Below are 21,026 nucleotides of genomic sequence, written 5' to 3'. Positions count from 1 at the left end.
AGGTGCGGATGCGGCTCAATGCCAGGCTCAAGCGCGACTGGCGGTTCTGGAAAGGACTCAGCAGGACCCTGAAGCGGGTCAAGACCATCGCCCGGGATTCGGACAACCTGATCTGCGACGACCTGGAGTCCGCCGTGGCCCAGTGGCGCGATCGGCCGGCCATGACCTTCGAGGGTCGCACGGTCACCTACGGCGAGCTGGACGGCATCGCCAACCGCTACGCGCACTGGGCCAAGGGCCTGAACCTGCGCCGCGGCCAGACGGTGGCCCTCTTCATGCCCAATCGGCTGGAGTACTTCGCCATCTGGTACGGCCTGTCGAAGGTCGGCGTGGTCACCGCCCTGATCAACAACCAGCTCTCCGGCCTGCCGCTGGCGCACTGCCTCAGCATCTCGGGCGCGGGCCACATCATCGTCGACGGCGAGACCTCGCCGGTCTTCGAACAGGCCAAGCCCCTGGTCGAGCGGCCCATGCAACAATGGGTGCTGGGGCCCGCGCACGGCGACCAGCGCGACCTGGTCCAGGCGCTGAAGAGCTGCAGCCAGCTGGCGCCCGACCGCGCCGTGCGCGAGGGCATGACCGCCAGCGACACCGCGCTCCTGCTCTACACCTCGGGCACCACGGGCCTGCCCAAGGCGGCGCGGATCACCCACATGCGGGCCCAGCTCTACATGCGTGGCTTCGCGGGCTCGACGGGCGCCACCGACAAGGACCGCGTCTACGTCGCTCTGCCGCTCTATCACGCCACCGGCGGACTCTGCGCCCTGGGCGCGGCCCTGCTCAACGGCGGCTCGGTCGTCCTGCGGCGCAAGTTCTCGGCCAGCCACTTCTGGAGCGAGATCGCCGAAGAGCGCTGCACCATGTTCGTCTACATCGGCGAGCTCTGCCGCTACCTGGTCAACCACGAGCCGGTAGACGATGAGACCCGGCACAAGATCCGCATGGCGTTCGGCAACGGCCTGCGCCCGGACGTCTGGCCGACCCTTAAGCAGCGCTTCCGTATTCCCGAGATCCTGGAGTTCTACGGCTCCACCGAGGGCAATGTGTCGATGTTCAACTTCGACGGCCGCGAGGGCGCCATCGGCCGGATCCCCAAGTGGCTTCGCAAGCGCTTCAACGTCCGCCTCGTACAGTACGATGTGGAGGCCGAGCAGGTGATCCGCGGGCCAGACGGCCTGTGCATCGAATGCGGCCCCGGCCAGGTGGGCCAGTGCGTCGGCCTAATCGGCGGCGCCGACGCGCGCAGCGAGTTCTCCGGCTACCTGGACAAGGCCGCCTCCGAGAAGAAGGTGCTGCAGAACGTCTTCGCCCGGGGCGACGCCTGGTTCGCCACCGGCGACCTGATGAAGATGGACGCCGACGGCTACTTCTACTTCGTCGACCGCATCGGCGACACCTTCCGCTGGAAGGGCGAGAACGTGTCCACCAACGAGGTGGCCGAGCGGCTCCAGGCGTTCCCGGGCATCGCCCAGGCCAATGTCTACGGCGTGGCGGTGGACGGCGCCGACGGACGGGCCGGGATGGCGGCCCTGGTGGTTGACGGGGCCTTCGACGCCAAGGCGTTCGGGGAGCACGTGACCCGCGAGCTGCCGATCTACGCCCAACCGCTGTTCGTCCGCATCTTGCCCGCGCTGGACACCACCGGCACCTTCAAGATCCGCAAAGTCGACCTGGTCGCCGACGGCTATGATCCGGCCAAGATCAAGGGCCCGCTGTTCTTCCACGACCCCAAGAAGGGCTATGTGAAGCTGACCAAGTCCGTCTGGGACCGGTTGGCCGCCGGGGCGATCAGGATCTAGCCGCGGCCCCTGCCAGCGGCAGCTCGATGTGGCAGATCAGGCCCCCGGGCGCGAAGTCCAGCCGCGCCGACCCGCCCAGGTTGCCCGCCAGGCTGCGCTCGATCAGACGCGAGCCGAAGCCGACCCGCGTGGGCGGCGCCACGGGCGGCCCGCCGCGCTCCCGCCAGACCAGGCTGAGCCGTCCGTCCTCGACGCTCCAGCGCGCCTCGACGCAGCCCTCGCCCTCCGACAGCGCCCCGTACTTGGCCGCATTGGTGGCCAGCTCGTGCACCACCAGGCCCAGGGCCAGCGCCTCGCTGGGCGCCAGGTCCACGTCCCCGCCCTCCAGCACGTAGCGGTTCGGCGCATAGGGCCGAAGTTCCACCAAAAGCACGTCCCGCAGCTCCGCCCCTCGCCAGCTCGTGGCCGTCAAGAGATCGTGGGTGGCCGACAGGGCGATGAGCCGCGCCTCGAACGCATCGCGGAACGCCCGCGGCTCCGGCGTCGAGCGCAGGGTCTGGCTGGCGATCGCCTGCACGGTGGCGAGGCTGTTCTTCACCCGGTGGTTCAGCTCGTCGACCAGCAGCTTCTGCTGCCGCTCGGCCAGCACCCGGTCGGTCACGTCGCTACCCTCGACGAACACCCCCGAGACCGTCCCGTCGGGCAGCAGCAGCGGCTGGTAGATGAAGTCGACGAACCGCTCCTCCAGCGGTGCGTCCTCCGTGCGCCGCAGCTTCACGCTCAGCGCCTTGCCTATATAGGGCTCGCGCCGGTCCATCACGCCGTGCAGCAGTTCCACGAACCCCTGCTCGCGCACCTCCGGCAGGGCCTCATCGATGGTCCGCCCGATCACCTGCCGGTGGCCGATCAGCTGCTGGTAAGCGTTGTTCACCAGGGCGAAGCGCAGCTCTTGCCCCGCCAGCACCGCCATGAACCCCGGCGCCTGCATGAACAGGTCGCGCAGGTCCTGGGTCTCGCGCATCAGGCTGAGGTTCGCCGCCTCGACCTCGCGCGCCCGCTGCAGCAGGTCCGACTCGCCCGGCGCGGGCGGCGGCGGCCCGCCCGGGCCGAACGCCATGGCCTTAAGCTGCTGCAGCTCGGTGACGTCCACGGTGTTCTGGACGACGAACGCCACCTGGCCGTCAGGCCCCGGCAGCGGCACGTGCGCCGCCGACCAGTAGCGCATCTCGAACCCGCCGCCGCGGCTGGCGGGCCGCTCGATGGCGTAGGGGATCAGGGGCAGGGAGTCCGGCCGCCCGGTGTCCAGCACCCGCTGGAACGAGGCCCGCAGCCGCCGCCCGCTCTCACCCGCGTCCGGAAACGCCTCGAACAGGTTGCGCCCGATCAGATCCTCGCGACGGCGCTCCAGCACCGCGCAATAGGCCGCGTTGACCTCCACATACCGGAAGTCGCGATCAATGATCATGTAGGGGCTGGGCAGCACGCGGAACAGCGCGGCGAAGTCCGGCTGTAACTCGGCTATCCGGGGCGCCGGCAGATTCTCGATGCTGGCGTCCATGCCGTCCGTTTCCCCCTTCGGCGCACAACGCGCCAAGGCCAAGCCTGTTCCACGCGCGCGCACCGCCCCTGCCGGACCGTCCGGACTCGCCTATATTGACGCCATGCTCGAAGGCCCGCCGTCACTCATAAATGAGCCCCCGCCCCTGAAAGGCGCGGCCCTCATCAAGGACGAGGTCCGGCGGCTGCCCGACAAGCCCGGCGTCTATCGCATGATCGGCGAAGACGGCGAGGTTCTCTATGTGGGCAAAGCGCGCAGCCTGAAGAAGCGCGTGATCCAGTACGCCCAGGGCCGCTTCCACACCCAGCGCATCGCCCACATGGTCGACGCCACTCGGTCGATGGAGTTCGTCACCACCCGGACCGAGACCGACGCCCTGCTGCTCGAGATCAACCTGATCAAGCAGCTCAAGCCCCGCTTCAACGTCCTGCTGCGCGACGACAAGTCCTTCCCCGAGATCGTCATCCGCCGCGAGCACCCGGCCGCCCAGCTGCGCAAGCACCGCGGCGCCCACACCATCAAGGGCGACTACTTCGGCCCCTTCGCCAGCGCCAACGCGGTCAACAAGACGCTCAACACCCTGCAGAAGGCCTTCCTCCTGCGCTCCTGCTCCGACAGCGTGTACGAGACCCGCACGCGCCCGTGCATGCTGCACCAGATCAAGCGCTGCGCCGCCCCCTGCACGGGGCTAGTCAGCCTCGAGGACTATGCCGGCCTGGTCGCCGAGGCCGAGGCCTTCCTGCGCGGCAAGAGCCGGGCGGTTATGGCGCGGATGGCGCAGGAGATGACCGCCGCCGCCGAGGAGATGGAGTTCGAGCGCGCCGCCCGCCTGCGCGACCGCATCCGCGCCCTGGCCTCCGTCGCCCAGGAACAGCAGATCAACCCCGAGACCCTGGAGGAGGGCGACGTCTTCGCCCTCCACGCCGAGGGCGGCCAGGCCTGCGTCCAGGTCTTCTTCTTCCGCGCCGGCCAGAACTGGGGCAACCGCGCCTATTTCCCCCGGGTCGACAAGTCCGACGAGGACGCCGACATCATGGGCGCCTTCCTGGGCCAGTTCTACGACGACAAGCCGATCCCCAGGGCGATCCTGGTCAATGTCGAGCCGGCCGAGCGCGACCTCCTCTGCGAGGCCTTCGCCCAGAAGTCGGGCCGCAAGGTCGAGATGCAGCGCCCCCAGCGCGGCGAGAAGAGACAGCTCGTCGAGCACGCCTTCACCAACGCCCGCGAGGCCCTGGGCCGCAAGATGGCCGAGAGCTCGGCCCAGTCCAAGCTGCTGGCCGGGGTCTGCGAAGCCTTCGGGCTGGAGGCCATGCCCGAGCGGATCGAGGTCTACGACAACAGCCACATCATGGGCACGAACGCCGTCGGCGGCATGATCGTGGCCGGTCCCGACGGCTTCCAGAAGAGCCAGTACCGCAAGTTCAACATCAAGAGCACGGACATCACCCCCGGCGACGACTTCGGCATGATGAAGGAGGTGCTGCGCCGCCGCTTCTCGCGCCTGGTCAAGGAAGAGGAGGAGGGGGAGGGCGCCGTCCGCCCCGACCTCGTCCTGCTCGACGGCGGCGCCGGCCAGCTCGCCGCGGCGCTGGAGATCATGGCCGACCTCGGCGTCGACGACATCCCGGTGGTCGGCGTCGCCAAGGGCCTGGACCGCGACGCCGGCATGGAACGCTTCTTCGTCCCCGGCAAGGAGCCCTTCCGGTTCGACCACAAGTCGCCGGTACTCTACTACCTCCAGCGCCTCCGCGACGAAGCTCACCGCTTCGCCATCGGCAGCCACCGCACCCGCCGGGCCATCGACATGAAGCGCAATCCCCTCGACGAGATCGACGGGGTCGGTCCCGGCCGCAAGCGCGCCCTCCTCCACGCCTTCGGCTCGGCCCGCGGCGTCAGCCGCGCCAGCGTCGACGACCTCGCCAAGGTGGAAGGCGTCAGCCAGCAGCTGGCCGAGCGGATCTACGGGTATTTTCGGAAGGAGTAGGGGGCTCTAGGCCTGCCCAACCCGGCGGCGCGCGCCCTCGAACGCGGCCACGAAGTCCAGGAAGGCGCGGATGCGCGGCTCGTGGCGGATACGCTCGTGCGTGGCGAGCCAGGTCTCCACCTCCATGCCAGGCGCCTCCAGGCACAGCGACAGGTCCCGCTCCCGGTCGGGGGTGAAGAACGCCGCCGGCAGCAGCACCAGCCCCAGTCCGTGGCGCGCATTCGCCACCATGTTCGACACTGTCGACGACCGGTATTCGAACCGCGCCCGGGGGGCGAACTGCCGGATGATGGGCTCGACCAGCGCATACGGCCCCTCGCCGCAGACGAAGACGTGGTCGTTTAGGTCCTCCATGCAGCGCGGTCGCCCGTGCGCCGCGAAATAAGCCTCCGCGCCGAATATCCCGACGGCCGATGACATCAACCGCCGCGCCACCACGCCGGCCTCCGCCGGCCGCCCGCCGCCGCGGATGGCCACGTCCGCCTCGCCGCGCGCCAGGTCCAGCATGGCGTCGGTCACGATGACTTCGACCCGCACGTGCGGGTACTGGGCGCTAAACTCCCGCAGGGCCGGGGCCAGACCGTAGTTTGCGATGATTTCGTTGGTGGTCACCCTGAGCGTGCCCGAGACCCGCCGCGCCTCGGCCCGCGCCGCGGACTGCAGGTCGCGGGCGGCGGCCTCCACCGCCTCGAACTGCGCCATCAGCGCCCGGCCCTGGTCGGTGAGGTGCAGGCCTGCCGCGCTGCGCTCGAACAGGCACGCGCCCAGCGCCTCTTCCAGCGCCGCGATGCGGCGGCCGACGGTCGGCTGGCTCACCTTCAGCGCCCGCGCCGCCGCCAGGGCGCTGCCGCTGCGGACCGCGGCCAGCACGAAGCGCACATCGTTCCAGTCGAACTCGGCCATGCTCAACATTTCTGTAGAGCCTAGGCTCAAGCTTGTCGATTGAGCGCTAACGGTCCCGCAACTATTGGACGCCGCGACGAAGGACTTGCGACGTGAAACTCTACTACGACCCCATCTCGACCACCTCGCGGCCGGTCATGCTGTTCCTCGCCGAACACGACCTGCCGGCAGAGCTCGTGCGGGTGGAGATCCTGGCCGGCGAGACCCGCAGCGAGGCCTTCGCCGCGCTCAACCCCAACTGCGCCGTGCCGGTGCTGGACCACGACGGCTTCGTCCTGACCGAGGGCTCGGCCATCCTCAAGTATCTGGCCGACCTCGCCGGCTCGAAGACCTACCCGGCCGAGTTGCGCGCCCGCGCCCGGGTCAACGCCGCCATGGACTGGTTCAACACCGGCCTCTCCAAGGACCTGAACGGCGACTACGTCTATCCGCGCCTGCTGCCCGAGGCCGCTCTGCCGCCCGCCATGCAGGCCGAGGTCTCCCGCCGCGGCCTGGAGCGGGCGCAGCACTGGCTCTCCGTCCTCGACCGCCACATGCTGGGCGATAGCCCGTACGTCTGCGGCGCCGAGCTCTCCATCGCCGACTACCTGGGCGCGGTCTACGTCGGCCTGTCGCAGGCCGTCGCCTTCGACCTGACGCCCTGGCCCAAGGTGGCCGGGTGGATGGACCGGATGCGCGCCCGGCCCGCCTGGGACGAGGTCCACGCCGCCTTCTACGGCTTCGCCGCCTCCCGCCGGGAGCTCCGCGAGGCCGGCTGAGCCGACCCATCCTTCACCGCGCCCGCTCCCCCGCCGGTCCCCCGGGCCCGCGCGGCGAGGCTCTGCGCCCGCCTTCCATCGCAACCCAGAGGCATCTTCTCCATGTCCGGAACCCTTCGAACCCTCGCCGCCACCGCCGCGCTCGCCGCGGGTCTGGCCGCCGGCGCCGCCCAGGCCACGGTGCTCACCTTCGACGTCGACAACAGCAAGCCCAATGTCAGCGTCGCCATGCCCCAGGCCTACGGCGACCGCGTCACCGCCGCCGTCCAGGGCGGCGCGAGCTATGGCGTCGGCGCCGAAGGTTTCACCGGCAACGTGGTGGTGGACTACGCGGGCAGCCCCCAGACCTCGCTGATCCGCTGGCCCAACGCCTACGGCGACCTGACCAACGTGCTGGAGAACGAGACCGACGGGGCCACCTACATCGACCTGACCTTCACGGCCGACGCCGGGTTCCAGGTGGTGCTGTTCGGCTTCGACCTCGCCGGCTGGCCGTCGAAGGACTACCTCCTGCCTGGCGGCGTGCGGGTGACGAGCGGCGCCGACAGCCTGTTCTCCGAGGCGAACGTCCTGGTCCAGGGCGACACGACCGGCCCCCGCCACACCAGCTTCGATTTCGGCTCGGGCCTCGCGGGCCAGGCTCTCACCCTGCGCATCGACCTCGCGGGCCTGGCGAACAACAGCGACAACATCGGCCTCGACAACGTCCGCTTCGGCCAGCTGGCGCTCCCCACCACCGCCGTGCCGGAGCCGGCCACCTGGGCCCTGATGATCCTCGGCATGGCCGGCGCGGGCGCGGCCCTCCGCCAGCGGCGGCGCTGGGCGTCCGCGGGCTGACGGGGCAGGGCGGGGGGCTGCGCGCGGTCGGAGGGGACGCCCGAACCTTAGCGGCCCCTTCACCACCCCCGGTCGAAACTCGGGGTTGCAGCATCCGCCGAGCCCCAGCATGCTCCACGCGACCTTCCGGACCTCGGAGGCCGACTTCGTCGCCGCCCAGACCTTCGCCTTTCGCGCCCAGCGCTGGACGGTGCGGATGGTTCAGGTCGGCCTCGCCGGCGCCGCGATCCTGCTCGCCTACGCCGGCTTCCGGCTGGCGTCGGGGGAGCGGCCCGGCGAGTTGACGATCGAGCTGTCCCTCATGTTCGCGGTCGCCGCGCTCTAGGGGGCCTATAAGCGGCGCTGGGGATGGTCCCGCCACGCCCGGCGCCTCTACCGCCAGTCGCCCAACGCGGGCGGCGAGATCGCCGTGGCCTGGTCCGACGAGGTCGTGACCTTCAGCGACTCCCAGGCCTCCCAGTCGCACCCCTGGTCCGCCATCCGGGCCTGGCGCGACGACGGCGCCCGCCTCCTCCTCTGGCTCGCCGACGGCGCCGCCATCGCCATCCCGGTTGCAGCGCTGGACGGGGCGGACATGGCGGACTTGAGGGCTCGCCTGGGGACCGCGTCTCGCGGCGCTTAGGCGTGACCAGCCGTCGGTCGGGAGACCTACGCGCGTTTTCGGCAGGCAGGGGGCGGCGTCTGCCTCGGTGCTTCCTACCTCGCGGATGCGCCGCGGGCAGCGCACCGGCTCCCGCTGGGACGCTGGCGCTCACGCTAGGCGCAGGCTAATCGGGACCGATGGCTGCCGACTTCACCCCCTACACTTCCGAGCAGCGCGAGGCCTGCCTCGCGGTGTTCGATGAGAACTGTCCGGAGTTTTTCGCGCCCAACGAGCGCGCTGACTACGCCCGGTTCCTCGACGCCGTTGGCCCGGCCTATCGCCTGTGCCGCCGCGATGGACAGGTCGTCGGGGCCTTCGGCCTCATGCCCGGCTCAACGCCCGACGAAGCCCACCTGAACTGGATCCTGCTGTCGCCCAGCGCCCAAGGCGCCGGCCTGGGCCGTGCGATCATGACCGAAGCGGCCGCCCAGGCGGCGGCCCGGGGCATTGTCCGGGTCGCGATCGCCGCAAGTCACCGCTCGGCGCCGTTCTTCGCCCGCTTCGGCGCCGAAGAACACATCCGCACCGAAGACGGCTGGGGCCCGGGTACGCACCGCGTCGACATGGTTTGGCGGCCGTAGGGCCTCATCAGGCTCCCCACCGCCAGCTATGCAAATCCGCACACCTGCACCGCAAACACGCTGATTTCGCGCGGGCGGCATGTCGCATATCCACCGTCTGGCGCGTCCTTGGGGCGTATCACACCGGCCAGGAGGACAGGCGATGACCGCGACGACCCCAGACATCATCGAAGGCGCCTATCGGGTGGTGTCGATCACCGACCTGCCGGCCGCCCGACCCTCGCCCAACCGGCGGCGGGCGGCGGTGCGGATCGTGTTCTGGAACCTCGCGGCCCTGGTCGCCGTGGTGGTCCTGCCGCTCCTGGCCTGACGCAGCTCGGCCTCGGTCGCCCTTCTGCGTTTTCTGCGGTTCGCAACACCCGCCTGCGCCTTCGTCGCGCCTCAGGCGAACTGCGCCGAATCTCCATGCCCGGCCGCACGCGAAGCAGCTAAGGTTGGAACGAAGCTTAAGCCTTGGACGCTCGTTCCCGCATGAAGTCCCTGCCGAACATCCTCACCGGATCGCGCCTGGTCATGGCGCTGTTCATGTTCGTGGCCTTCGCGGCCGCGGCCGGCGCCGTGCCCTATTTCTCCAACCGCCTGGAGCCGGACGCCCAGTTCGCTCTGCAGCGGTGGGCCGTCTATGCCTTCGTCCTGGCGGCGGTGACCGACTTCTTCGACGGCTGGCTGGCCCGCAAGCTGGACGCCGAGACCGTCTGGGGCGCCATCCTCGATCCCATCGGCGACAAGGTGCTGGTCTGCGGCGCCATCCTTGGCCTGCTGTCGCTCGGCCCCCAGCCGATGGTGGTGCTGCCCGCCGGCCTCATCTTGTTCCGCGAGTTCACCGTCAGCGCCCTGCGCGAAGTGGGCGCCGGCAAGGGGGTGAAGCTGCCGGTCACCCTGCTCGCCAAGTGGAAGACCACGCTCCAGCTCACGGCCCTGGCCATGGAGCTTGTCCTGGCCGCCTGGGGCGCCTTCGGCCTGCCGCAGGAGGGCGCCTTCCGTCCTAGCTTCGAGGTCGCCGCCCACAGCCTCTTCTGGATCGCCACCGTCGTGACCCTCATCACCGGCGCCCAGTACTGGACCCAGACCCGCAAGGCGTTGGCGGGATGAAAGGGGCGGCTTAAGCCGCCGCCCCATACGCATCCCGCTGGAAATCCCCGTGGACCGGCGGCGGCTCGGGGCTGTCGAACACCCGCTGCGTCAGGAGGATGCCGGTCAGCCCCTTGCCCGGGTCGTTGAACCACGAGGTGCCGAAGCCGCCGTCCCAGCCATAGGCGCCGGGCTGCACGCCGCTCGGGCTCGTCGCCACCTGCACGCCCAGGCCCAGGCCCCAGCCGCGGCCGGGCCCCAGGATCATCTCGCCGTCCTTCATCTGGGCGGGGGTCAGGCGGTTGGTGGTCATGGCTTTCAGCGACTCGGCCGAGAGCAGTCGTCGCCCGTCGGGGGCCAGGCCCGTGAACATGAACCGGGCGAAGGCGCCGTAGTCGGCCGCCGTGCCCACCAGCCCGCTGTCGCCGGCGGGGAAAGCCGGGGGCTTGGCGTACATGCCGTTGTACGGCTCGAACGGGACCAGCTTGCCGTCCTGGTTCATGTAGCCGGTGATGAGCCGGTCCATCTTGTCGGCCGGCACGTGGAAGCCGGTGTCGACCATGCCGAGCGGCCCTAGGATCCGTTCTTGGAAGAAGGTCTCCAGCGGCTGGCCGGCGGCCCGCGCCACCAGCACGCCCAGCACGTTGGACCCGGCCGTGTAGAGCCACCGCTCGCCCGGCTGGGCCTGCAGGGGCAGCGCCCCCATGGCCTTCATCCAGGCGTCCGGGGTGTAGGGCGCTGCGGGATTCGGCATCCCGAAGCCGGGCAGCTCGGCGCTGGCCTTCACGAACGGCGCCTCGGGGTTGAAGTCAATGCCCCAGCCCAGCCGGAAGGACAGCACGTCCTCCAGGGTGATCGGCCGCTTCGCCGGGGCCGTGTCGTCCAGCGGGCCGTCCGGCCGCTTCAGCACCCGGCGGTTAGCGAGCTCGGGGGCCAGCCGGTCGATCGGCTCGTCCAGCCTGAGCTTTCCGGCCTCCACCAGCATCATGGCCGCCACCGCCGTGATCGGCTTGGTCATGGAGGCCAGGCGGAAGATCGTGTCGGCCCGCACCGGCGCCGTCCCGCCGAGGGTCATGGCGCCGGCCGGGATGATCCGGACCTGGTCGCCGCGTACGACGTAGGCCACCAGACCCGGCGGCTGGCCCTTGGCCACGTGGCCCTTCAGGTCGGCCTCCAGCCTGGCCATGCCCGTCTCGTCCAGTCCCATCCTGCGCGCCTCCGGCAACTTGCGGTCACAGGCCGCCAGTCCGGCGAGGGCGCCGCCGCCCGCCAGGGCGTGACGGCGGCTGATCCAGGCGAATTCGGACATGTCGGCTCCCTTGGTTTCTCACAAGGACGAACGAGGCCCAGCCCTTCCGACAATCCCGCTCAGCACTCCGCCAGATTGACGGCCAGGCCGCCCAGGGAGGTCTCTTTGTAGATGGCGCTCATGTCTTCGCCGGTTCGCTTCATGGTGGCGATGACCTTGTCCAGGCTCACCGAATGCTGGCCGTCACCCAGCATGGCCAGCCGCGCCGCGTCGATGGCCTTCACCGCGCCCATGGCGTTCCGCTCGATGCAGGGGATCTGCACCAGCCCGCCGATCGGGTCGCACGTCAGGCCCAGATTGTGTTCCATGGCGATCTCGGCGGCATTCTCGATCTGGGCGTTGGACGCCCCCAGCGCCGCCGCCAGCCCCGCCGCCGCCATCGAGCAGGCCACGCCCACCTCGCCCTGGCATCCCACCTCCGCGCCGGAGATCGAGGCGTTGGTCTTGTAGAGCGCCCCGATGGCGCCGGCCGTCAGCAGGAAGGTGTGCCGCCCTGCCGCCGTTCCCTGGTGGAACCGGTCGTAGTAGCGCAGCACCGCCGGGAGCAGTCCGGCCGCGCCGTTGGTCGGCGCCGTCACGACGCGCCCGCCCGCGGCGTTCTCCTCGTTCACCGCCAGGGCCCAGAGGTTGACCCAGTCCAGGGCCGACAGTGGGTCGGCGATCTGCCGGTCGGCGTTCTCGACCAGGTTGCGCCAGATGGCGTGCGCCCGCCGCGTCACCTGCAACGACCCCGGCAGCACCCCGTCCGTTCGCATCCCCCGCTCGATGCAGGCGTACATGGCCGCCGTGATCTCATCGAGGCCGGCCACGATCTCGGCCTCGGAGCGGATCACCAGCTCGTTGGCGGTCATCAGGGCCGCGATGCTGAGCCCCGCCGCTTCGGCCTGCGCCAGCAGCTCGGCGCCGGAGTCGAACGGGAACGGCGCCGGCAGGGCCCGCTCGGGCGCGGTGTTCTGCCCGATCTCGTCCTCGTCCCGCACGAACCCGCCGCCGATGGAGAAGTAGGTCCGCGCCGTCAACGAGGAGCCGGCGGCGTCGAACGCCTCGAACCGCATGGCGTTCGGATGCGGCGGCAGCCGCGTGCGGCCTTCCCAGAGCAGGTCCCGCGCCTCGTCGAAGCCGATCTCGTGGACGCCGCCCAGCTTGATCCGCGCCGCGGCCCGCACTGTCTCGACCACGACGTCGGCGGCGTCGGGGTCCAGGGTGCGCGGCTCGAATCCGGCCAGGCCCAGGATCACGGCCCGGTCGGTGGCGTGTCCCCGGCCGGTCAGCGCCAGCGAAGCGTAGAGGGTCGCCTGCACCCGGGCGGTGCGCGAAAGGTCTGGCCCCAGCCGCTCCAGGAACCGGCCCGCCGCCGTCATCGGGCCCATGGTGTGCGAGCTCGACGGCCCCACGCCCAGCTTGAAGAGGTCGAAGACGCTGACGTTCATGCCGCCGTGTGTGGACGGGTCCGCCGCGGGGTTCAAGGCCGGCCTTGACGTCACGGCGCCTGCAACCTGCGCCGTTGATCGCGCCCGCGGTTTCGGGCGAGATGCGCGCGGGGCGTGCAGCCTCGCGTTCCGAAACCTGGTGATGGGCGTCGCCACGTGCTCCTGCCGACCTTCGCCTTCGACGCCAGCGACCTGCCGGACGACGAGCAGTTCGCGGCCTTCGCCGCCCACGTGGCCAACTCGCGCTGCACCCGGCCCGTCGACAGCGGCCCGTTCCTGGCCAAGGTCCGGTTCTGGATGATGGACCCGCTGCTGATCTCGGACCACCAGCTGGGCGCCTTCTCGTTCGAGCGCGACGAGACCATGGTCCGCGCCACCCCCGCCGACCACTATTCCCTGGTGGTCTTGCTGGAGGGGACCATGCGGTTTCCCCGGCCGGGCGGCGACCTGCTGGTGGAGGCCGGCGGCGCCAGCCTGACCGACCTCACCCGGCCGGAAACCATGCACGCGACGGACAACCACACGATCCAGATCCAGATCGCCCGCTGGTTCCTGGACGAAGCGCTGCCGCCCGTCGACGTTCACGGGCCTCTGCCCCAGACGCCCGCGGTCAAGGTCCTGGTCGACTTCGTGGCGGCCCTCGCCAAGCAGCTTCCCGAGATGCCGGCGAGCAGCGCCTTGCCCATGGCTCGGGTGGTCCGCGACCTCCTGGCCGCCGCCCTGGCCGGCATGCCGCGACGGCCCGATCCCACCGACGGCCGCCAACCGGTGCGCCAGAGGGTGTGCCGCTACATCGAGAGGCAGCCCATGGGCCAGCTCGACCTGGACCGGCTCTGCCAAACGCTGGGCCTCAGTCGCGCCTCGCTGGGCCGGGCTTTCAAGGGCGACGGCGGCGTGCTGGCCTACGACCGCCGACGGCGTCTGGTCGCTCTGCACGGCCGCCTCTCCGACACCACGGAGACCCGAAGCATCGCCGACCTGGGCTATGCCTATGGCTTCCCCGACAAGGCGCACCTCAGCCGCGTGTTCCGGGACACCTTCGGCTACGCGCCGTCCGAGGTCCGCCGCCAGGTGGCGGGCGTCGCGCCGCACGTGGCCGAGCCCGGCAGCCTGGCCGACGTCTACAAGACCGCGCTCCGCAACCTCTCCTGAGGTTTGACGCTGGCCGACAACTCTTTGACGCGCCCACACAACCGCCCGTTGCGCGCCCGCTGCTAGCCTCCCGCGCAGGGTTGTCTGCTCAAGGCGTGGGGTTTGGTCATGCGTTTGTCGCTTGCGGTTGCCGGGGCCATCGCCGCCTCGGCCTGTCTGACGTCTCAGGCCTCGGCGGCGCTGTTCGCGCGCCCCGGCGGCTTCTTCTACGACAGCGTGCTGGACATCACCTGGATGGCCGACGCCAACTACGGGAAGACCTCGGGCTTCGCGTCCGACGGTCTCGTCACCCAGGCCGGCGCCGAGTTCCTCGCGGACGGATATCTCTACTTCAACAGCGCCACCGGCATCCTGCACCAGGACTGGCGCCTGCCGACCCTGGGTCCCGACGTCGGCGACTTCCACCCCAACCTGCCCGGCTCGGGCGGCCAGCTTCCCAACGGCCAGGGCGCCACCGGCACGGGCTGGGGCACGCCGGACGACAGCGGCATCTATTCCGAACTCGGCTGGATGTACTACGCGAACCTCGGCGGCCGTGCGGCTTGCGAGGCCGTGGGCGCAGAGCCTTGCGAGTACAATCCGAACTACGGGTTGCCCAACTACGGCTCGGGCCCCGATCGAGGCCCGTTCGCCAACCTGGAGCTCGCCTTCTACTGGACCAACGTCCGCGCTGAATACCCGGACGGCGACTACAACGCCTTCTGGGCCTTCACCTTCGAGGACGGCAACCAGAACCCGCGCGCGGCCCAGCAGGGGCGGGAGCCGCTGTCCTACGTCTGGCTGGTCCACGACGGCGACATCGCGGCGGCCGGCGTGCCGGAACCCTCGACCTGGGCCCTGTTGCTCGGGGGCTTCGGCGTGATGGGGGCGGCGCTGCGCCGGCGCGCCCGCGTCAGCTCATGGGGTTCGCGGGCGGGGGCGGTTCCGGCAGGGGGATGAATTCCTGGTCGTCGGCGTCGGGCAGCTTCATGCGGCCCGCGCGCCAGTCGGCCTTGGCCTGCTCGAGGCGCTCCTTCGACGAGGAGACGAAGTTCCACTCGATGAAGCGCGGGCCCACGGGCTCGCCGCCCAGCAGCATCACGATGGCGTCGGTGGTGGCGGTGAACAGCACGGGCTGCCCCGGCGCGAACACCATCATCTGACCGGCGTGGAACGCGCGGCCATCCACCTCGACCACGCCCTCGGCCACGTAGGCCGCGCGCTCGGGATACTCCGCGGGCAGTTCGGCCTTGGCGCCGGCGTCCAGCCGCCAGTGGACATAGAACATCGGCGACAGCGTCTTGACCTTGGACTCGGCCCCGAAGGCCTTGCCGGCAATCAGGCGCGCCCACATCCCGCCGCCTTCGTAAGTGGGCAGGTCTGCCGGGCCGTGGTTGGCGAAGCTGGGGTCGGCCTCCTCCAGCTCGGTGGGCAGGGCGACCCAGGCCTGGATGCCGTGCATCTTGCCGCCGTTGGCGCGCAAGGTCTCGAACCGTTCGGAATGGGTGATCCCGCGGCCGGCGGTCATCCAGTTGACCTCGCCGGGGTTGATCTCCTGGATCGCGCCCACGCTGTCGCGGTGGGTGATATGGCCGTCGAACAGATAGGTCACGGTCGACAGGCCGATGTGCGGGTGGGGGCGGACGTCGACGTTGCGGCCGAAGCCGGGCTGGAACTCCACCGGGCCCATGTGATCGAAGAAGACGAACGGCCCCACCATCCGCCGCTTGGCGAACGGCAGCACGCGGCCGACCTCGAAGCCGCCGAGGTCCTTGCGGCGCTGGTCGATGACGAGTTCGATCATGGAAGGTCTCCGGGGTGGAGACCTAGCTTTGCGCACTCACATAGGGGCTGACCAGCCCGAGCGGCGCGGCGGTGGTGTTCTTGACCGAGCGGATGACGATGCGGCTCTCGATATTCGACACCAGGCCTAGGCTGAGGATCTTGTCGCGCAGGAAATCGTCGAAGGCGTGCATGTCGCGGGTCACGATGCGCAACTCATAGTCGGCGGCGCCGGTGACGGTGGCGCACTGCACCACCTCCGCCAGCTTGCCGATGGCCTGCTCGAAGGCGTCGAGGTTGTCCTTGGTCGGGAGCGACAGCTTGACGGTGCAATAGACTTCGAAGCCGAGGCCGAGTTTGTCGCGGTCGAGGATGGTTACCCGGCGCTGGATGACGCCCGCGTCCTCGAGCCGCTTGATCCGCCGCCAGCACGGGCTGGACGACAGTCCGACACGGTCCGCGATCTCGGCGACGGACAATCCGGCGTCGTGCTGGATCAGATCCAGGATCTTGGCATCGACCGCGTCGAGGGCCTCGGACAACTTTTCCTCCTTTAATCGACATAAGAGCATGTTCTTCTTGCCCCGGAACCACCGTCCAGGGGCATGCTTTTGGCAAGCAATTGCGGCGCTCTTATATGATCTTGCAATCCGTTAGGGGAGGCCCGAAAGGAAAAAAATTGCGATGCGCCACCAGGAAGTGACGCTCGACGACAAATTTCTGCTCACGGATGGCCGAGTGTTCATCACCGGCGTCCAGACGCTGCTCCGTGTCCTGATGGATCAGCACCGGCTGGACCGCGCGGCCGGTCTCAACACGGCAGGGTTCGTTTCGGGATATCGCGGCTCGCCCCTGGGCGGCCTCGACCAGCAGGCCGCGCGTGCGGCCAAGTATCTGAAATCCGCCGAGGTGGTGTTCAAGGAAGGCCTCAACGAGGATCTCGCCGCCACCGCCGTCTGGGGCAGCCAGCAGGCCAACCTGTTCCCGGGCGCCCGCTACGACGGCGTGTTCGGCATGTGGTACGGGAAGGCGCCTGGCGTCGACCGTACGGGCGACGTCTTCAAGCACGCCAACTTCGCCGGCGTGCACCCCAAGGGCGGCGTGCTGGCGGTGGCCGGCGACGACCACACCTGCAAGTCCTCCACCCTGCCGTCGCAGTCGGAATACGCCTTCCAGGACTTCGAGATGCCGGTGCTGTCGCCGGCCGATGTGCAGGAAGTGCTGGACTACGGCCTGATGGGCATCGCCCTGTCGCGCTTCTCCGGCCTGTGGGTCGGGATGATCGCCCTGGCCGACACCATGGATTCGGGGGCGACCATCGACGTCTCCCTCTCGCGCCACCAGTTCACGACGCCCGAGAACTTCCGCCTGCCCGCCGGCGGCCTGGGAATCCGGCTCAAGGACCAGCCGCTCGACAAGGAGCGGCGCCTGCGCACCCAGAAGATCCCGGCGGCGCTGGCCTTCGCGCGCGCCAACCGGATCGACCGGATCATGCTGGGCGCGGCCCGGCCGCGCCTGGGCATCGTCTGCCAGGGGCAGGCCTACAAGGACGTGATCGAGGCCTTCTCCGCCATGGGGATCACCCAGGCCGAGGCCGCGGCCCTGGGCGTCGCCATCTACAAGGTCGGCATGCCCTGGCCGTTGGAGCCGACCGGCATCCGCGCCTTCGCGGCCGGGCTCGAGACCCTGATGGTCATCGAGCACAAGCGGCCGCTGATCGAGGTCCAGGCCCGGGCCGCGCTCTACGACCTGCCGGCTCATGCGCGGCCGGTGATCATCGGCAAGACCGATGAGAAGGGCGCGCCCCTGCTGTCGGAGCTGACCTCGCTGTCGGTGGCCGAAATCGCCCTGGCCATCGCCGACCGCCTGCCGGCCGGCCGGCACATGGACCGGGTGTACGACTATCTGAACCGCGTCTCGGCCGCCTCGATGGCCGCGGTGACGCTCTCCAGCGACCAGCAGCGCAAGCCCTTCTTCTGCTCGGGCTGCCCCCACAACACCTCGACCCGCCTGCCGGAGGGCAGCCGCGCCCTGGCCGGTATCGGCTGCCACTACATGGCGAGCTTCAACGATCCCTCGACCGACCTGAACAGCCATATGGGCGGCGAGGGTCTTTCCTGGGTCGGCGCCTCGCCCTTCACCGACGAGAAGCACGTCTTCGTCAACCTGGGCGATGGCACCTACAATCACTCCGGTTCGCTGGCGATCCGGGCCGCCGTCGCGGCCGGGTCGAACATGACCTACAAGCTGCTGTTCAACGACGCCGTCGCCATGACCGGCGGCCAGGCGGCGGAAAGCGGATTCACCGTTCCCCAGATCACCCGCCAGCTCGCCTCTGAGGGCGTGAAGAAGGTGGTGGTCGTGGCGGCCGAGCCCGAGCGCTACCAGGGTGTCACCGACCTGGCGCCCGGCGTCGAGGTGCGGCCCCGCATCGAGCTGATGAAGGTGCAGCGCGAGCTGCGCGACACGCCTGGCGTCAGCGTCCTGATCTACGACCAGGTCTGCGCCACAGAGAAGCGCCGGCGGCGCAAGCGCGGCAAGATGGCCGCGGCGCCGATGCGGGTGATGATCAACCCGCTGGTCTGCGAAGGCTGCGGCGACTGTTCGGCGAAGTCCCACTGCGTGTCGGTGGAGCCGCTGAACACCGAGTTTGGCCGCAAGCGGCGGATCAACCAGTCGACCTGCAACCAGGACTATTCGTGCCTGGACGGCTTCTGTCCGTCGTTCGTCACTCTGGAGGGCGCCGAGAACGCCCACCGCGAGACGATGGCGGCGCTGACGGCGGACTCCACCCCGCTGCCGGCGTTCCCGGAGCTGAAGGGCGTCCAGAACATCGTCTTCACGGGGGTCGGCGGCACGGGCGTGACCACCGTCGCCTCGATCCTGGCCATGGCCGCGCACGTGGACGGCCGCGCCGCCTCGGTGGTGGACATGACAGGCCTGGCGCAAAAGGGCGGGGCGGTGTTCAGCCACGTCCGGATCGGCGAGACTGAGACCACGACGATCGGCGGCCGGGTGCCCGCCGCGTCGGCCAATGTGCTCATCGCCTGCGACCTGCTGTCGGCCGCCGGCCCGGACGCCTTGGCGCTCTACGCCAAGGACCGGACGGTGGCGGTCGGAAACGCCGACTTCGCCCCCACCGCCGACTTCGTGACGGACCGGGACGTCCGCTTCGACGCCGACGAACAGGGCCGGCGGATCGCCGCGGCGACCAAGAGCTACGACGCCGCGCCGGCCAGCCACCTGGCCGAGACCGGCCTGGGCGACGCCATCTACGCCAACATGATCATGCTGGGCTTCGCTTGGCAGAAGGGCGTGATCCCCGTCTCCAGCCGCGCGCTTTACCGCGCCATCCGGCTGAACGGCGTCGAGGCGGAGGCCAACCTCCAGGCCTTCGAACTGGGCCGCAAGGCCGCCTTCGACCCCACCGCCCGGGGCAAGCGCGAGGACGACGTCCCGACCCCTGAGACCATGCCGCTCGACGAGCTGATCGCCCACCGCGCCCGCGAGCTCACGGCCTATCAGAACAAGGCCTACGCCGACCGCTACCTGGCGAAGGTGGAGCGCGTCCGCGCCGCCGAAGCGTCCCTGGGCTCGACCGACCTGACGCGAGCGGTCGCGGTCAGCCTCTACAAGCTGATGGCCTACAAGGACGAGTACGAGGTCGCGCGCCTCTACTCGGACGGACGCTTCGCCGACTACCGGGCCCAGACGTTCAAGGGCGGCAAGGCCAAGGTCTGGCTGGCGCCGCCGCTGCTGGCCCGCAAAGGGCCCGACGGCAAGCCGAAGAAGATGGCCTTCTCGCCCTGGATGCTGGACCTGGCGTTCCCGACGCTGGCCAAGCTGAAGGGCCTGCGCGGCGGACCGCTGGACGTCTTCGGACGCACGGCGGAGCGGCGGATGGAGCGCGGCCTGATCGCCGACTTCGAAGCCGACCTCGACCGCCTGGTCGCCGGCCTCGACGCCGACCGGCACCACATTGCGGTGAAGCTTGCCCAGGTCCCCCAACAGATCCGCGGCTTCGGCCATGTGAAGGACGCGTCGGTCGGACCTGCGAAGGCCGAGGCGAAGCGGCTGTGGAAGGAGTGGGACGGGGTGAAAGCGCCGGCGGCAGCCTAGTAGCTCTGCGAGATCGTCACGGTCTGTGAGAAGTCGCCCTTCAGGGCGTCCTTCTCGCGGATGAAGACATAGAGCCGGCCGCCGTCGCCCCAGTTCATCTTGAGCGCCGGATCGGAGTCGATCTGCAGCAACATCCGCCACTGCTTCGAGGCCCGCTCGATCGCAGGGGTGATTTCCGTGCCCTCGTATTCAGGCGGCAAGCCACGACGCATCAACTCGCAGGAAATCGCCATCTGCTCGTCCTGGATCTCCGACGGATAGCCCCCGATCCGATGCTGGATCTCGTCGTCCAAAGGCGCGTCGGCCAGTTCGTCGAGTTCGTCCTCTGAGAGATCCGCCTCTGTGAGGTCGATGCCCAGCCAATCCAGGCTGGGGACGGAGGTGCGACTCTCGAAGGTCACGCGCCGCTCCGGGAACGACGCAGCCAAACGTCTGTCTTCGCGGTTGCGCACCGCCGTGGGAGGGGTGACCGGCGGTCCGGCCGGCAGGTCGGTGCTGATGATGCGGACCAGATCGGCAAGTCCGTAGCGGGTCTCATCGACAAAGGCGTACAGGTGTCCTGCGGCCGGGAGCCACTTCGGCGGATCGAAATCCTGGGCGCTGGCGAGGTCGACCTGAGCGACAAAGGTTCGAGGCCGCCCGTCCTCATGGGGCCAGGCCAGATCAGGCGGAAGTTCCGGATCTCCGCCAAGCTTCGAAAACCCCGGCTTCGTCGCCGGCGTCAACAGCAAGGTTGGCTGAGCCAGCCGCGTCATCCTGCCTTTAATACGAGGCGCGTCAGACGAAAGCCGCGGTCCTGCCCTGCGTCGCTTGCGGACGTACATCCAATGTTGGGCCAGGGAGACCAACGCGACGACGGCGACGATGGCGACCAGATAGAGTATACCTGCGCCAAGGCCGATTGCGATCTGACGGGCGACATCCAGCAAATCCATGCCCTACCACTGACTCATGGTTGCGCTTCAAAGACGCACGCCGATGGCGCGGCCGTCAAGAACAAATAAGGAACTATATGGTCTTTGGCGCGGCGACTTCGACCCTGACACACCGGTCTGCCCCCTTGTTTGTTGGCTGGCTGCTACAGTGGCGACGTCTTCCGGGACGCCCGCCTGGCGTAGCCGCGCCAGGCGGGCTGTCGGTGGAGGGGCGTAGCCGCGCCAGGCGGGCTGTCGGTGGAGGGG

Annotated in this window: 19 protein-coding genes; 12 read left to right on the top strand and 7 right to left on the bottom strand. The window is 69.7% G+C overall.

The features are described from left to right. Positions 1-8 precede the first annotated feature (8 nt). Complete coding sequence (locus A2790_RS00140) at positions 9-1,799, top strand: long-chain-acyl-CoA synthetase (protein WP_293386683.1); 1,791 nt, start codon at positions 9-11, stop codon at positions 1,797-1,799. Here A2790_RS00140 and A2790_RS00135 read toward each other — a convergent pair. Further along, positions 1,789-3,297 (bottom strand): HWE histidine kinase domain-containing protein, encoded by a 1,509-nt coding sequence (locus tag A2790_RS00135; RefSeq protein ID WP_293386682.1) that lies wholly within the window; start codon positions 3,295-3,297, stop codon positions 1,789-1,791. The genes A2790_RS00140 and A2790_RS00135 overlap by 11 nt on opposite strands. Before the next feature lie 103 nt (positions 3,298-3,400). On the opposite strand from A2790_RS00135, the gene uvrC reads away from it, so the two are divergent. Next, positions 3,401-5,281, top strand: coding sequence for an excinuclease ABC subunit UvrC (gene uvrC, locus A2790_RS00130; protein ID WP_293386681.1), 1,881 nt, complete (start codon positions 3,401-3,403; stop codon positions 5,279-5,281). A 6-nt stretch (positions 5,282-5,287) separates the two neighbouring features. Here uvrC and A2790_RS00125 read toward each other — a convergent pair whose 3' ends face one another. Beyond that, positions 5,288-6,184, bottom strand: coding sequence for a LysR family transcriptional regulator (locus A2790_RS00125; RefSeq protein ID WP_293386680.1), 897 nt, complete (start codon positions 6,182-6,184; stop codon positions 5,288-5,290). 92 nt (positions 6,185-6,276) lie between these two features. Between A2790_RS00125 and A2790_RS00120 the strand changes: the two genes are divergently transcribed. The 7 genes from A2790_RS00120 (at position 6,277) to pgsA (ending at position 10,095) form a co-directional block, all read left to right on the top strand. Then, positions 6,277-6,942, top strand: a complete 666-nt coding sequence (locus A2790_RS00120) for a glutathione S-transferase family protein (RefSeq protein WP_293386679.1) — start codon at positions 6,277-6,279, stop codon at positions 6,940-6,942. Positions 6,943-7,044: 102 nt separating this feature from the next. Then, positions 7,045-7,779, top strand: a complete 735-nt coding sequence (locus A2790_RS00115) for a PEPxxWA-CTERM sorting domain-containing protein (protein ID WP_293386678.1) — start codon at positions 7,045-7,047, stop codon at positions 7,777-7,779. Between the two features lie 109 nt (positions 7,780-7,888). Further along, positions 7,889-8,104 carry a hypothetical protein gene (locus A2790_RS00110; RefSeq protein WP_293386677.1) on the top strand — a complete coding sequence of 72 codons (216 nt, stop codon included), beginning with the start codon at positions 7,889-7,891 and terminating at the stop codon, positions 8,102-8,104. A gap of 84 nt (positions 8,105-8,188) precedes the next feature. Further along, a complete protein-coding gene (locus A2790_RS00105) occupies positions 8,189-8,401 on the top strand; it encodes a YcxB family protein (protein ID WP_293386676.1) in 213 nt (70 codons plus the stop codon). Between the two features lie 158 nt (positions 8,402-8,559). Further along, positions 8,560-9,003, top strand: a complete 444-nt coding sequence (locus A2790_RS00100) for a GNAT family N-acetyltransferase (protein WP_293386675.1) — start codon at positions 8,560-8,562, stop codon at positions 9,001-9,003. 142 nt (positions 9,004-9,145) lie between these two features. Further along, positions 9,146-9,313, top strand: a complete 168-nt coding sequence (locus A2790_RS00095; protein ID WP_293386674.1) for a hypothetical protein — start codon at positions 9,146-9,148, stop codon at positions 9,311-9,313. A gap of 161 nt (positions 9,314-9,474) precedes the next feature. Continuing rightward, positions 9,475-10,095: a CDP-diacylglycerol--glycerol-3-phosphate 3-phosphatidyltransferase gene (pgsA, locus tag A2790_RS00090; RefSeq protein WP_293386673.1), complete on the top strand. Its 621-nt coding sequence runs from the start codon at positions 9,475-9,477 to the stop codon at positions 10,093-10,095. A 10-nt stretch (positions 10,096-10,105) separates the two neighbouring features. On the opposite strand, the gene A2790_RS00085 is transcribed toward pgsA, so the two are convergent. Then, positions 10,106-11,383: a serine hydrolase domain-containing protein gene (locus A2790_RS00085; RefSeq protein ID WP_293386672.1), complete on the bottom strand. Its 1,278-nt coding sequence runs from the start codon at positions 11,381-11,383 to the stop codon at positions 10,106-10,108. Positions 11,384-11,442: 59 nt separating this feature from the next. Continuing rightward, positions 11,443-12,813, bottom strand: coding sequence for an L-serine ammonia-lyase (locus tag A2790_RS00080; RefSeq protein ID WP_293386671.1), 1,371 nt, complete (start codon positions 12,811-12,813; stop codon positions 11,443-11,445). A 156-nt stretch (positions 12,814-12,969) separates the two neighbouring features. Between A2790_RS00080 and A2790_RS00075 the strand changes: the two genes are divergently transcribed. Next, positions 12,970-13,965 (top strand): AraC family transcriptional regulator, encoded by a 996-nt coding sequence (locus A2790_RS00075; protein WP_293386670.1) that lies wholly within the window; start codon positions 12,970-12,972, stop codon positions 13,963-13,965. Between the two features lie 108 nt (positions 13,966-14,073). After that, positions 14,074-14,904: a PEPxxWA-CTERM sorting domain-containing protein gene (locus A2790_RS00070; protein ID WP_293386669.1), complete on the top strand. Its 831-nt coding sequence runs from the start codon at positions 14,074-14,076 to the stop codon at positions 14,902-14,904. On the opposite strand, the gene A2790_RS00065 is transcribed toward A2790_RS00070, so the two are convergent. Then, the gene (locus A2790_RS00065; RefSeq protein ID WP_293386668.1) at positions 14,858-15,748 is read right to left on the bottom strand and encodes a pirin family protein; all 891 of its coding nucleotides are present in this window, start codon (positions 15,746-15,748) and stop codon (positions 14,858-14,860) included. The genes A2790_RS00070 and A2790_RS00065 overlap by 47 nt on opposite strands. A 22-nt stretch (positions 15,749-15,770) precedes the next feature. Then, a complete protein-coding gene (locus tag A2790_RS00060) occupies positions 15,771-16,268 on the bottom strand; it encodes an Lrp/AsnC family transcriptional regulator (RefSeq protein WP_068877413.1) in 498 nt (165 codons plus the stop codon). 142 nt (positions 16,269-16,410) lie between these two features. On the opposite strand from A2790_RS00060, the gene A2790_RS00055 reads away from it, so the two are divergent. Continuing rightward, entirely contained in the window at positions 16,411-19,845 is a 3,435-nt protein-coding gene (locus tag A2790_RS00055) for an indolepyruvate ferredoxin oxidoreductase family protein (protein WP_293386667.1), read from the top strand. Here the strand turns inward: A2790_RS00055 and A2790_RS00050 are convergent. Then, positions 19,842-20,780, bottom strand: coding sequence for a YwqG family protein (locus tag A2790_RS00050; protein ID WP_293386666.1), 939 nt, complete (start codon positions 20,778-20,780; stop codon positions 19,842-19,844). The two genes, A2790_RS00055 and A2790_RS00050, sit on opposite strands and share 4 nt — an antisense overlap. Between the last annotated feature and the right edge of the window lie 246 nt (positions 20,781-21,026).

Origin of the sequence: Phenylobacterium sp. RIFCSPHIGHO2_01_FULL_69_31, assembly GCF_001824475.1 — a bacterium.
GTDB lineage: Bacteria > Pseudomonadota > Alphaproteobacteria > Caulobacterales > Caulobacteraceae > Phenylobacterium.
This window is presented reverse-complemented; position numbering and strand designations above follow the sequence as displayed.

Bases quoted from the DNA above. Each gene is read 5' to 3' on its own strand.
- A2790_RS00140 (WP_293386683.1), top strand. From the start codon at position 9: ATGCGGCTCAATGCCAGGCTCAAGCGCGACTGGCGGTTCTGGAAAGGA.
- A2790_RS00135 (WP_293386682.1), bottom strand. From the start codon at position 3,297: ATGGACGCCAGCATCGAGAATCTGCCGGCGCCCCGGATAGCCGAGTTA.
- uvrC (WP_293386681.1), top strand. From the start codon at position 3,401: ATGCTCGAAGGCCCGCCGTCACTCATAAATGAGCCCCCGCCCCTGAAA.
- A2790_RS00125 (WP_293386680.1), bottom strand. From the start codon at position 6,184: ATGGCCGAGTTCGACTGGAACGATGTGCGCTTCGTGCTGGCCGCGGTC.
- A2790_RS00115 (WP_293386678.1), top strand. From the start codon at position 7,045: ATGTCCGGAACCCTTCGAACCCTCGCCGCCACCGCCGCGCTCGCCGCG.
- A2790_RS00110 (WP_293386677.1), top strand. From the start codon at position 7,889: ATGCTCCACGCGACCTTCCGGACCTCGGAGGCCGACTTCGTCGCCGCC.
- A2790_RS00100 (WP_293386675.1), top strand. From the start codon at position 8,560: ATGGCTGCCGACTTCACCCCCTACACTTCCGAGCAGCGCGAGGCCTGC.
- A2790_RS00095 (WP_293386674.1), top strand. From the start codon at position 9,146: ATGACCGCGACGACCCCAGACATCATCGAAGGCGCCTATCGGGTGGTG.
- pgsA (WP_293386673.1), top strand. From the start codon at position 9,475: ATGAAGTCCCTGCCGAACATCCTCACCGGATCGCGCCTGGTCATGGCG.
- A2790_RS00085 (WP_293386672.1), bottom strand. From the start codon at position 11,383: ATGTCCGAATTCGCCTGGATCAGCCGCCGTCACGCCCTGGCGGGCGGC.
- A2790_RS00080 (WP_293386671.1), bottom strand. From the start codon at position 12,813: ATGAACGTCAGCGTCTTCGACCTCTTCAAGCTGGGCGTGGGGCCGTCG.
- A2790_RS00070 (WP_293386669.1), top strand. From the start codon at position 14,074: ATGCGTTTGTCGCTTGCGGTTGCCGGGGCCATCGCCGCCTCGGCCTGT.
- A2790_RS00065 (WP_293386668.1), bottom strand. From the start codon at position 15,748: ATGATCGAACTCGTCATCGACCAGCGCCGCAAGGACCTCGGCGGCTTC.
- A2790_RS00055 (WP_293386667.1), top strand. From the start codon at position 16,411: ATGCGCCACCAGGAAGTGACGCTCGACGACAAATTTCTGCTCACGGAT.
- A2790_RS00050 (WP_293386666.1), bottom strand. From the start codon at position 20,780: ATGGATTTGCTGGATGTCGCCCGTCAGATCGCAATCGGCCTTGGCGCA.